This window comes from Acinetobacter sp. BZX-2, from assembly GCF_055179795.1.
On the sequence record NZ_CM143686.1, the window covers coordinates 2,465,770 to 2,478,178 of the forward strand.

A 12,409-nucleotide genomic window follows, 5' to 3' on the forward strand; every position below is an offset into this window, starting at 1 on the left:
CTAACAAAGTCATACAAAAATTTTGTTTAGATTAATACATAACTCATGATGGCTTATTGGTACTCGAATTGATCACCAATTGCTGTAAATTATTTTGCAATGCCTTAATTCGTGTAGATGCTTCTTCACGTTTTTGCATGCCCTCTTTTTGAATCTGAATCACATCATTCACAGTTTTAATGAGGGTATTTTGAACATGTTCAAGTGTTTCAATATCAATCACTGAACGTTGATTGGCTTTCGCCGTATCGACTGAGTTTTGATGCAATAAATCTGCATTTCGTTTCAATAGCTCATTGGTCGCATCGTCAATGGTATTGGCCAGTTGCACACTATTTCGCTGTTCATTTAAAGAAATAGCTAGGCTAATCTGATTCTTCCATGCAGGTAAGGTGATGTTTTTAATCGCATAAAATTTGTCTACCAACATCATATTATTGGATTGAATAATACGAATCATCGGTAGCGTTTGCATTGCAGATTGTTGTAATACCTGTAAATCACTCACACGCTTTTCTAAGTTATTTGCCAAATGATTGAGATCGTATACACGTTGTGTTGTTTTCTGATCTTGTTCCAAGGCGGATAAGCTCGCAATTTCTTGCTGAACTTCGTCCTGTTTAATCCGCCCCGCTGCAATATAAATACCGAGCTGACGATATTCTTCTTGCACACCATTGAACATACGATCCAAAGTATCCACTCGTGCTTTTAAACCCGTTTGTGAACCTTCAATTTCTTTGACTAAGCTATCAATTTGCTCTTTGGTGGTATTGAAATGCTGGTCAAAGCTTTGCTTTGCACCCTTAAATTTATTTAAAATCCCGCCAATAAAGCCTGAACTTTTAGACTTATTCAAAATACTTGAAGTATTCAACTGCTGAGCAGCTTGTACAACCTCATTCAGCTTTTGACCCGTCACATCTAAATCTTTATTTTTAACCAAATTCAACAACTCATCGGTATAAGTTGATGTTTTCGTAGCAATATTTTTTCCATATTCAGCTACAGCGGCATGATTAATATTGGCTAAATCTTTATGCGCATTTACAACTTCATTAAAATCGTCATTGTTTAAACCAATTTCTTTTAAATTCAACTGTTCAAACTTTTGTAATTCTAAGCTTGAATTTGACTCGATTGGTTGCTGTTGATGATTTGATTCGTTCATAAATGTACCCTATTTGTTTTCTAATGATTTCTTTAATGATTGAATTAATTTATCACGACTTTTATCGAGATCCTCAGTTGTCGTGAAAGAATTCTGCGCACTACTCTGTTTGACGTGATATTGCCAAGCAGGAATCAACACTTGTTGAGCTTCATTAAATCGATCTAATAATGATAATGAAAGCTGTTGAGTGAGTTGCATCTGAGCCAGTGCAATATCATTGCTCGATTGCAGCGTCTGTAAGGTATGAATTTTCTTAGATAATCTGTCTGAAAAATTATCTAACGGATGTCTATTTTGCACAAAGTCAGGATATTCGTGTAAGAACTCTTGCGCTGCACGAATATATTTTGCCATTTGCTCTCGTAAACCACTGGCTTGTTGAAATCGTGATTCAGATTTTTGAATTTCAACCTGTAGACGTTGACTCAAACGTTTTGCTTCATCAATCAAGCTTTCTAAATCTTGTAAATATTTAACCTGACCTGCACTAAACTCTAAATCAAGTCCTAACCACTTTTGCAAAGTATTGAATTTTCTTTGGTTTAGTTTTTTCTTGGATGCAGATAACTGTTCAATAATTTTACTAATCACTAAACTTAACTTCTGGGTCAAATTTGGATCTATACTGTTTAATAATACAGATTGCGCCTGAATAAGCTGGTCTGCATACATGTTCATACGTGTTTGATTATCCAACAAAGGAATCAAATCATTACGTTTAATTGAAAGCAATTCTTCAGAACTACAAGGAATTTGCTCAATAGGAGTGAGGACTTTAAATTGTTTCATATCCGTTTAAAATGAAATATTTATCCAAAATTTATCAAAGATTTACGCAATGCTTTAAATAAAACACAGCCTCATTAAACTTATAATATAAATCGCGTATGAATCCTATACAAATAGCAAAAAATATACAGATTAAAAAAGCCAGTTTCTTCGAACTGGCTTTTCTTCAAACAAATAGACAATAAATATGCTTAGCGCTTCATTTTATAACGGCGATAACCTGCGAGCCCCATTAAACCCAAAATACTTAACCAACCGAATGAACCACCGCCACTCACACGTGTACTGCCCGGTGCTGTACCTGAGTTTTCTAACTTCACAGTCGCTGCATTAGAAATCAAACCATCAGCATCATAAACATAATAAGTAAATTTATAACTGAATGGATCTAGCGTATTTCTGAGTTGAACATGCAGTTTTCCGCCATAACAAGTAAATTTACTGTCTTGGCCTGGACATGGTCCACTACGGTCAGCAGTAATGATTACAGGGTCAATATTTGATCCAATACGAATTGGTAGCTCTTCACCATTTGTATTGACATAGAATTTTGGTTTATTCGGTTTTGCTGTCAAAGCAGCAGCATTACCGTCGCCATCATCATTGGCATATTGCAATAGGTCAATATCAATTGCATTACTCGAACCATAAGCAATGTTCAATGTCGTATCTTCAGCATTAGGTGCAATATTGACATAACTCGCAATAATATATGCAGAAGATACAACTTCAGGATTAGAACCCTTTAATTTCAGTTGATAACTACAGAACTCATTATCACCTGATGGTGTAACGCTATCATCCGTACGCCACAGCATAATTTTATTCAGATTTGCATTCCACTCACAATGAAAATTCGGGTCTACTTCCCCATCAAAAATTTTATTACTATCTAATATACCCACACCAAGTGCCTTCACCACCACATCATAGTTATCAGAACTTAAATGTTTGACTGTTCGTACATCATTACCATTTGCATCTTTGGTCACGATTTCCGCTGGTAAACTTGTCGCATACGGGTCAACAAAGATCGTCCGATACTTCTGATCAGATTTGGTGTATTTGATCAGATTACTGTATTTATCTACCTGAATTTTATAAAACGGAAGATAATCTGGTTTTGTCGCTTTATCTTCAAGCAGTTTAGTATAGGTATCTAATTCATTTTGATATGTTTTTAGTGCAGTTACCACAGAGGTATTGGTTGCACTCACATTATTTGCAGTTAAACGAAGCAACTCCGTTGAACCTAGGTCACAAGAATTTGCTTGTTCATTTGTACCATTTGAATTGGCTGCAATCACACGGGTTACACCACGCTGATCCGCAGTACTACATCCCACATATCCCACATCGACTAAGTCTTTGTCAGTGCCTAAATCCTTAGGGAAATACATCGGCATGAAATTGGTCGATTCACTTGGTGTTTGTAAGTCAGTTAAAATGCTTGAGAAATTAATCTGACTGACATCAAATGTATGATCCTTGTTGTCTTTAGTCACAGCCTCTGCAACTTCACATTGATCATTTCCAGTCGCTAAAGTTAAAGCGTTATAACTCAAGATCATGCCTGACTTTTCAACCTTAGATACATCTCCACCTGCATAACGACAAGATTTGCCTGTGTTATATGCCAAGACATTATTCACCAACGCTTTAGCACCATAGTATCCGTACAATAATGTCGACCACGCATTATTCTTAACAATAGTATTACTTTGCAGAGATAAGCTTGAAGAATTACTAAAATTGACTTTGCCTTGTGGTGTTGTAGCACTAAACTGGATAATACTGCCGTTATTTGGATTTGCTGTATTATTCGTGATGGTATTTGCAGTCAAAGTAGCAGATGGCTGTCCACAAAAATTAAAAACACTCGAACTCGTTGTCGAACCATTATTCACAAAACTTGCTGAACTGATTGCAATACTACGTGTTGTAAAAAGCAAATTATCAGAACAAGACATACCCAATACACTACCTTGTTCTGCCTGATTGGCTTGGAAAACACCGTAGTTAACTGTCAACGCACTGGTCACATCATTTAAATAAATTGCACCACCCATTTTCGCTTTCGCATTGAGAATAGATACATTATTTAACGTTAATGTTCCGCCTGCATAGATTGCTCCCCCGACATCATTATTGGTATCAGCCGAACTTGAACCATCCGTCAATATTAAATTATTCAAGGTTAAGCTTGGTTTATTGTCATAAATCGTATTAAAAATACGAACCTTGCCTTGGCCTGAAATCGTTGTTTTTAAAGGTAACGGCGCTGGGTAGCTATTGGTAAGCACACTTGGGCGTGAATAATCAGCAGATTCTTTACCAAAAATCACCACATCTGAATTTGGTTTCAATTCCTTATTTAAGAGATATGTACCAGCTTCAAGCTGAATGATATTCGGTACAGTTGCATACTGTTGACCTGCAATACAACCACCATATGCTTTGTGTGTAGAAGCCGCTTTTAAAGCCTCTCTCAGAGAACAACTCTCTGAGTTTTCACCATCTTCATCCGCAAGAGTCGTCACGTAAATCGTACGATCTTCAGCCGCCATCAGTGACATCGCCGACAATACAGTAAGCGTCAGAAGTCCTTTTTTATAATTTTTCATGTCCAATCCTTTTTACTTATATTTTACACGTCGGTAACCAACGAGCCCAACCAATCCAATAAGTGAGAAAAACCCTAAACTTCCCCCTGAGGTTTTCACTTTATCATTTTTAAAATCATCAGGTTTTCTTTGTACAATACGAGCAGGAATCGAGATATAAGGGTTATCAGATTTGTTAAAACTGGTCGTAGATGTAACAACATTGATTTTAAACTCATCAGAACCTTGCCAATGATTATTTGGCGTATAAACAACTTCACCATCTTGGCTAATCGTTATCGTTCCTTTTGAAGGTGTATTGGTTTGAATGATTTTCAAACACCCAACTTGCCAAGGTTTACCATTATCATCGACATCACGATTAAAAATTTTCTTACATTGTGCAACACTGACCAATTCACCATCTTGCAATTGATCTGCAATTGAGAAGCTCGCCGTTTGATCATAAAGAATATCTTTACCGACCGTAGTCACATTTGAAGTATCAATTACTAATTCAATCGCGCCACGATCACACAATTCTGGGTTACGATCTCGGGTTTTTCCACGTTGATCAGCAGTCGAACAAGCTAAAACTTCATCCTGAGCAGAGACACCATGATTCACAATCGGTGAATCTGTGACTGCATTATAGCTTGGCAAAATTCGAGGTAAAAAATAACCTAATGCCAGATTTGGCGATTCAGAAAATGGACATAAAATGCCACTAGAACTGTAATCACATTTACCTTCAGTTGTAGCTCCAGCAATGAGTTGTGTATTTCCCAATGCTGTCGATTTGAAGCCATTACAACCTGAAGAATAAAGGTTGTTACTGACTTGCATTTCTTCACCACCAGCCGCAATGGTACAATCTTGAGTACCATTTTTAGCCAGAATGCTATTTGCTACATAACCTTTCTTTTGAGGGGCATTTAGAATAAGTCCCATGCTATTTAAAATCATGGTGACATTATTGATTTGCATAGCGTCAAAGACTTTAACAACATAACCTTTGTTGCTAAAAATAGTACTGTTCAACACACCAAAAGGTGCAGCTTTACCTAAATTCTTTAATGCATCTTCTGAGAATTGATCTTGTGTTTCAAGCACAGCACCGCTTGCATCTGTCGCCTCATTATCACGTATGACAGATTGTGAGATCATATAAGCTGGGATTTCAGTAAAAATTGCCCCACCTTTTTCTGCTTTATTCCCTTTGATTAAGGTATTACTTAAGGAAATAAAACTTAGGCTTTTATTGGCTTCATAAATACCTGCATTGTAAATTGCACCACCTTGTTTTGCGACACCATTTAACAACTGCCCATGACTAATGCTTAATAATTCTTTGTTATAAATCAAACCACCTTGATCAGCACAGACTGACTGACCACAGCCTTTCATCGTAATTTCAGTGAATGTCACTTTGATCATTGGTGGTGCTGTTTCAGCAGCAGGGTCTACGTTTTTTTCAATGCGGAACAAACGGTCTTTACCCGCCATTTTAATAATCGCGTTTTTCTTACCAACGACGTTTTCAGTATCAGTAACATTTGTTTCGTAATTGGAAGCAAAATCGACATCTTTAGAAATACGAACTTGGTTATTCAGTACATATTCTTTATTAGCATCGAGAAGAATTCTAGCAGTTGCTTCTTTACCACCACAGCCGTTATAGCCTGCTTCTGGCATCCCCTGATTAATATATTCAATGGCTTCTCTTAATGAACACTGATCATCAGCTTTCACAACATCTTCTGTTGTTGTCACTGTGATATTTGCACTAAATGCATGACCACTGATGCATAATAATCCTAAGCCTATGCCCCGTTTGAGCATTATAGTCTCCTTAATTTCTTTTAATTATTTCTTATTAGCCAGCAAAGCTTAGCCATAAATCCTTTTCGCGTACTTTGTCACAGTTAAAAAAAATTCTCAAGAATTTTATGATAACGTGATTTGACAAGGTATTGGCGCTTACTTCTTGCTAGACAATCGAAGACTACCCTCTATCACTACTGTCTATATTCATCAATCAATGCATAGATTTGTCTTAATGTTGAATGAGATAATTTGGTTTTCTCACCCTTCAGTAACTTTTCTAATTGATCAACTGATTGAAGCAGTGTACTGGTTTGATGAGGTCCATGTAATAGCATATATTCCGTTATTTGTGGGTCAAAATGTACACCCCTGCGTTCGAGTACCGAATGTAAAAGCGATTGACGGTCAGCATATGAATTTCCACTAGGTACTTTTACACTGACTGCTTGCGTTAAACGTGATTGTAAATCGGGTAATTCGAGTTTTAATTCGATTGGCGCAAAACGTGATGAAAACACCAGTTGACCACCACCTTCATTATTATTGTTAATTAAATGAAAAACTGCTTTCTGCCAATGTGGCACACCACTAATGGCTTCGATGTCATCCAAAGCAACCAAATCATAACTTTCTAAGGAAGTAATCGCTTCAATCGGGGCATCGAGTAACTCAAGTAAAGATACTTTTATTGCTGATTTACCAATTTCTAAATATGAATCACAAATTGCAGACAGTAAATGACTTTTTCCTGTGCCTGCTCCGCCATAAATATAAAAGCGGTTCATCAAACCCGCATGAAGCTGACGCACAGCATCAATTACAGGCCCCCAACCTGGCCCAGAAAAATCACTAATTCGGGCATCCAGTTGTGGTTCTATATCCAACTGTAATTGACGCATAGACGGTATAAATTCCTAAAGTGGGTCTTGGTCTGATTTGACCTTTTCTTCGTTATCTTGCGTGTTTTTTATTTCAATATCAAGGTCAACTTGCTGACTATTCACTGAAATCGTTTCAACATGCCCATCATTTTGCACCACAACGGATGCGGGTGTACTCAATTGATAAAATTGACTTTGCTCATACCATTCTCTAGCGTGTTTAAGCAGTACGACAATAATTGCTGCGACAGGTAAAGCAATCAACATACCTACAAAGCCTGCAAGCTGTGCGCCTGCTAATACGGCAAAAACCACAGCAACGGGCGATAAACCAATTTTATCGCCCAATAAGAAAGGCTGTAAAACATAACCTTCGATTAATTGCCCAACTCCAAAAACAGCCAGAACCATCAATAAATGCTTTGGATCCATACCGAATTGGAAAAAACAAGCGATTACTGCAGCAATAATCCCAACACCAAAACCTAAATAAGGAATAATGCTACATAAACCAGCGATCATTCCAATGATTAAACCCACTTCTAATCCAATGGATTGTAAGCCAACGGCGTAAATGATTCCGAGCAAAATCATCACCAAAAATTGCCCTTTCACAAAAGCACCTAAAACACTGTGACATTCACTCACAATGCTCATGGTGCTTTGTTCATACTGACGTGGAATCAAGCTTTTTAAGCTCGCTAACATACGGTTCCAGTCCAATAAGAAATAGAATGCAATAATTGGAATTAATACGATTGTGCCGCCAATAGAAATAAAACTGAGTCCAGACTGCGCTATTTTGAGTGCCATCGTTTGAATGCTGTCAGCACTATAATTGGTCTGTACATACTCCATCACGACTTGAGAAATTTGGTCTGTATCTAACTCCATTCGTTCTACATTAAACGAATTAGAAACCCATGGTAAAAAAGTTGAATTAATCCAATGAATTCCTGCTGGAATGCTATCTCTTGCATAGATCAACTGCTTCCACACTAAAGGCACAACAAACCATATTGCCCATGTGAGCACAACCCCTATACCAATAAATACGATAGCAATTGAAAGCCATCTTGGTAAAAATTTTGATAATTTCTCGACCACGGGGCTAAATAAATAAGCCACAAGGAAAGCAGCGATAAACGGGATTACCACAGGTTTTAATAAGTATAAAACCCAGAGGATTAAAGCAATGCCACCGAGTATAAAAATTCGTTTTAAGGTCCGATCGTGCATGTAATCACGCCTTTTTCAGATTTAATCATTATTGAAAGTAAAATATTTGAATAAACATAACATTTTAGTGCAGAAATAACATAAGAATTTCGTATATTCAGGTATAATCTGCGCACGAATGCGGAGACTTCACATATGAGCAACTCAACTTCTACCCCAAACACTGGTTTAAGCTATAAAGACGCTGGTGTCGATATTGAGGCGGGCGACGCACTTGTCGATCGAATCAAATCTGTCGCTAAACGTACAACTCGCCCTGAGGTCATGGGTGGCTTAGGCGGTTTCGGTGCCCTTTGTAAAATCCCTAAAGGTTATGAAGAACCTGTTCTTGTATCTGGTACAGATGGTGTCGGTACTAAATTACGTTTAGCACTAAACTTAAACCGTCACGACACAATTGGTCAAGACTTAGTTGCAATGTGTGTGAACGATCTTCTTGTCTGCGGTGCAGAACCATTATTTTTCCTAGATTATTATGCAACAGGTCACTTAAATGTAGACGTTGCTGCAAATGTCGTTACAGGTATTGGTAAAGGTTGTGAGCTTGCAGGTTGTGCATTGGTTGGCGGCGAAACTGCTGAAATGCCTGGTATGTATGAAGGCGAAGACTATGACCTTGCAGGTTTCTGTGTAGGCGTGGTTGAGCAAAGCAAAATTATTGATGGTACTAAAGTCAAAGCAGGTGATGTTTTGATTGGTGTTGCTTCTTCAGGCGCACACTCAAATGGTTACTCTCTACTTCGTAAAATCTTTGATGTTAAAAATGTTGATTTAACACAAATCGTTGATGGTCGCCCACTTGCAGATACAGCAATGGAACCAACACGTATTTATGTGAAAGCGATCTTAGAACTTCTTAAGCATGTCGATGTTCATGCGATGGCACATATCACAGGTGGTGGTCTTCCAGGTAATTTACCACGTGTATTACCAAATGGTGCGCAAGCCATCATTAATGAATCGTCTTGGCAATGGCCTGAATTATTCCAACTTCTTCAAAAAGAAGGTGGTGTAGACAGATTCGAAATGTATCGTGCATTTAACTGTGGTGTAGGCATGGTGATTGCGGTTGATGCTGCTGATGCTGAAAAAACCATTGAAGTGTTAAATGCTCAAGGTGAAAAAGCTTGGAAAATTGGTCAAATCCAAGACAATGCCGAATCAGTTGAAGGCGCTGACGAAAAAATTCGTGTAATTTTTGCATAAGTACATCACATGATCAAAATTGCTGTACTGGTTTCAGGCAGTGGAAGTAACTTACAAGCCCTGATTGATGCCAATCTTTCAGGGAAAATTGTTGGGGTTATTTCCAATAAAGCTGATGCCTATGCACTACAACGTGCGAAAAATGCGAATATCCCCACCACAATCATTGAACATAAACACTATCCTAATCGTGAAGCTTTTGATGATGTCATGCATCAACAACTCAGCGATTGGAATGTTGATTTAGTCATTCTTGCTGGTTTTATGCGAATTTTAAGTGCTCAATTTGTCAAAGCATGGGAAGGTAAAATGGTGAATATTCACCCTTCCCTTTTGCCAAATTATAAAGGTATGCATACCCATCAACGTGTTTTAAACACTGGAGATGTGCTGCATGGTTGCACAGTGCATTATGTCACTGCGGAACTGGATGCAGGACAAGCTTTAACACAAGGTGTTTTAAAAGTTGCACAGCATGACAATGTGGCATCACTTGCAAAACGTATTCATGTGCTTGAGCACCTGATCTATCCTCAAGCCGTTGAATGGATTTGTAATGGCACAATTCAACACTTGGAAAATGGTCAAGTTTTATATAAAGGTCAAGCTTTAGAAAAACCAATTCAGTTTTGCCAACTTTGAAAAATGATCAAGTATACGAACAAAAAAATGCATCCTCGGATGCATTTTTTATTGGGTCTATAGTTTAGGAGAGAAAAGATTCACACAAACTATTGTTGAATCAACTTCTTCACCAATTCAACAGTTTTAACAGGATGTTCCAAAGGAAACATATGTCCTCCTGCGGTTACTGTAAAAGGTATAGCTAACTTTTTCTGAATGATTTGTGGAAACTTTTGTTTAAAAAATGGACTCTCATCACCGATGATCAAATGCGATGGTACAGGTGGATTCGGCATCGGCAACCACATTGAATCTGAATTTGTTCGGAAAATTTCAACTTCATCATATTTAGAAATGGTTAACTCAACACCACCCCTTGCTGTATCTTCAGTTAAAGCATAATCAATATAAGCTTGAAAACAAGCTTGATCAAAATGCTGATAAAACCCTTTCGGTCTTAACAACTCTGCCGCTTGTTCACGAGAGTCCCAATGGTCACGACGTTTAATACTCAGTGACGCTGGCGTAATTTTATCAATCAATTTTGGTTTAAAAATTTTAGCCATGAACATCACAAAAGCAGCTTTCCCCACGATCAAAGGTGGATCGAGCATAATGACCTTTTCAAATAATTCAGGTCGTTTATATGCAGCTTTGAAAGTCAATACTGCACCTAGCGAATGCCCCAAACCAATCACTTTACGTCCCTGCGCTTGCTGCACAATACTGTCAATGACTTGATCTGTCAGCCCATCCCAACCATGTGAAATCGGATAACGGCGATCAGGACCAAGCAAGGGAACATAAATCACATCATAGTCATCTTTCAGCAAATCAAATAGCTTGGTATAAACTTTTGAAGGTACACCATTGGCATGTGCAAAATGAATGAGTGGCTTGGGTTGATGTGAGTTACTCATGATATTTAATTTTCTATTTTAAAGGTCAAAAAAACGCCTCTCACTGTGAAACAATGAGAGGAAGCTTTAAAATTTTACTGCATTTTTACATCTTGGTTCATACTCAGCTTTTGGCTCATTGCTTCAGCTACGCCATGTCCCATTTCAGAGCCTAAACGGCCTAGAATTGACTCAAAAGGGCTACGTTCAACAGTATAATCCACAGCTTTAGTGACTTTTAACTCACGTTTAAGTGTTTCAATGTTTCCTGCTTTATCTGCAATACCCAACTTGATGGCTTGATCACCTGTCCAAAATAAACCTGAGAAAATTGCTGGATCAGTTGATTTTAATTTTGCACCACGACCTTGTTTCACAGCTGTAATAAAGTGTGAATGCACATTATCTAACAATGCTTGAATATGCGCTTTTTGCTCAGGGTTAATCGGTTTCGTCATGCTTAAAATATCTTTGTTATTTCCAGCAGTCATGGTTCGATCTTCTACACCCAGTTTTTGAGCTAAGCCATTCACACCATAATTTGGCATGATCACGCCAATAGAACCCACTAAACTTGAAGGATTAACCCAAATTTCATCAGCCGCTGAAGCAATATAATAAGCACCTGACGCACCCATATCACCAATCACTGCATACACTTTTTTATCTGGATTTTGCTTTTTGAGATATTGAATTTCTTGCCAAATATCATCTGATTGCACAGGTGAACCACCCGGTGAATTTACGTTGAGAACTACAGCTTTTGCAGATTTTGATTCAAATGCTTTTTTCAATGATTTAATCGTGTCAACACTGTTCACACCTTGATTACTTGAATCAATTGTTCCTACAATATTCACAACACCTAGATGCTCACCCGAAGTTACTTCCCCGTCACTACCACTTGATAATGAACAACTTTTAGTCATCATTACCAAAACAACAAGAATATAAAGGAATGTAAGAACTTTGAAGAAAATTCCCCAACGGCGACTGCGACGTTGTTCTTCTACAGAAGCGAGTACGACTTTTTCTAAAAGACGCCATTCTTGTCCTGTAGGTTGTTGACCAGATGAAGGATTCGAATTTGTGTTTTCGTTTTGTGGTTTCGGCGGCCAATCAGACATTTATACCATCCAAATTAATTATTCATGGTTCATTATATAC

At 37.8% G+C, this 12,409-nt stretch carries 10 protein-coding genes; 2 read left to right on the forward strand and 8 right to left on the reverse strand.

The window, feature by feature from the left end:
* Positions 1-43 precede the first annotated feature (43 nt).
* The 6 genes from ACY45D_RS11610 to cxpE form a co-directional block, all read right to left on the reverse strand.
* Positions 44-1,171: a toxic anion resistance protein gene (locus tag ACY45D_RS11610; protein ID WP_463106892.1), complete on the reverse strand. Its 1,128-nt coding sequence runs from the start codon at positions 1,169-1,171 to the stop codon at positions 44-46.
* Positions 1,172-1,180: 9 nt separating this feature from the next.
* Entirely contained in the window at positions 1,181-1,963 is a 783-nt protein-coding gene (locus ACY45D_RS11615) for a tellurium resistance protein (RefSeq protein WP_463106893.1), read from the reverse strand.
* A gap of 191 nt (positions 1,964-2,154) precedes the next feature.
* On the reverse strand, positions 2,155-4,587 hold the full coding sequence (locus tag ACY45D_RS11620) for a CSLREA domain-containing protein (RefSeq protein ID WP_463106894.1): 2,433 nt from the start codon (positions 4,585-4,587) through the stop codon (positions 2,155-2,157).
* Positions 4,588-4,599: 12 nt separating this feature from the next.
* Positions 4,600-6,408, reverse strand: a complete 1,809-nt coding sequence (gene rbtA, locus ACY45D_RS11625) for a rhombotarget A (RefSeq protein WP_463106895.1) — start codon at positions 6,406-6,408, stop codon at positions 4,600-4,602.
* A gap of 176 nt (positions 6,409-6,584) precedes the next feature.
* Positions 6,585-7,292: a DnaA regulatory inactivator Hda gene (hda, locus tag ACY45D_RS11630; protein ID WP_463106896.1), complete on the reverse strand. Its 708-nt coding sequence runs from the start codon at positions 7,290-7,292 to the stop codon at positions 6,585-6,587.
* Between the two features lie 15 nt (positions 7,293-7,307).
* Positions 7,308-8,513 (reverse strand): chloramphenicol efflux transporter CxpE, encoded by a 1,206-nt coding sequence (cxpE, locus tag ACY45D_RS11635; RefSeq protein ID WP_463106897.1) that lies wholly within the window; start codon positions 8,511-8,513, stop codon positions 7,308-7,310.
* Between the two features lie 135 nt (positions 8,514-8,648).
* Here cxpE and purM point away from each other — a divergent pair, with 135 nt between their 5' ends.
* A complete protein-coding gene (purM, locus tag ACY45D_RS11640; protein WP_463106898.1) occupies positions 8,649-9,719 on the forward strand; it encodes a phosphoribosylformylglycinamidine cyclo-ligase in 1,071 nt (356 codons plus the stop codon).
* A gap of 9 nt (positions 9,720-9,728) precedes the next feature.
* A complete protein-coding gene (gene purN, locus ACY45D_RS11645) occupies positions 9,729-10,361 on the forward strand; it encodes a phosphoribosylglycinamide formyltransferase (RefSeq protein WP_463106899.1) in 633 nt (210 codons plus the stop codon).
* 89 nt (positions 10,362-10,450) lie between these two features.
* Here the strand turns inward: purN and ACY45D_RS11650 are convergent, their stop codons facing one another.
* Positions 10,451-11,263, reverse strand: a complete 813-nt coding sequence (locus tag ACY45D_RS11650; RefSeq protein WP_463106900.1) for an alpha/beta fold hydrolase — start codon at positions 11,261-11,263, stop codon at positions 10,451-10,453.
* A 74-nt stretch (positions 11,264-11,337) separates the two neighbouring features.
* Complete coding sequence (sppA, locus tag ACY45D_RS11655) at positions 11,338-12,369, reverse strand: signal peptide peptidase SppA (RefSeq protein WP_463106901.1); 1,032 nt, start codon at positions 12,367-12,369, stop codon at positions 11,338-11,340.
* Between the last annotated feature and the right edge of the window lie 40 nt (positions 12,370-12,409).

Bases quoted from the DNA above. Each gene is read 5' to 3' on its own strand.
- rbtA (WP_463106895.1), bottom strand. From the start codon at position 6,408: ATGCTCAAACGGGGCATAGGCTTAGGATTATTATGCATCAGTGGTCAT.
- purN (WP_463106899.1), top strand. From the start codon at position 9,729: ATGATCAAAATTGCTGTACTGGTTTCAGGCAGTGGAAGTAACTTACAA.
- ACY45D_RS11615 (WP_463106893.1), bottom strand. From the start codon at position 1,963: ATGAAACAATTTAAAGTCCTCACTCCTATTGAGCAAATTCCTTGTAGT.
- ACY45D_RS11620 (WP_463106894.1), bottom strand. From the start codon at position 4,587: ATGAAAAATTATAAAAAAGGACTTCTGACGCTTACTGTATTGTCGGCG.
- ACY45D_RS11650 (WP_463106900.1), bottom strand. From the start codon at position 11,263: ATGAGTAACTCACATCAACCCAAGCCACTCATTCATTTTGCACATGCC.
- sppA (WP_463106901.1), bottom strand. From the start codon at position 12,369: ATGTCTGATTGGCCGCCGAAACCACAAAACGAAAACACAAATTCGAAT.
- hda (WP_463106896.1), bottom strand. From the start codon at position 7,292: ATGCGTCAATTACAGTTGGATATAGAACCACAACTGGATGCCCGAATT.
- cxpE (WP_463106897.1), bottom strand. From the start codon at position 8,513: ATGCACGATCGGACCTTAAAACGAATTTTTATACTCGGTGGCATTGCT.
- ACY45D_RS11610 (WP_463106892.1), bottom strand. From the start codon at position 1,171: ATGAACGAATCAAATCATCAACAGCAACCAATCGAGTCAAATTCAAGC.
- purM (WP_463106898.1), top strand. From the start codon at position 8,649: ATGAGCAACTCAACTTCTACCCCAAACACTGGTTTAAGCTATAAAGAC.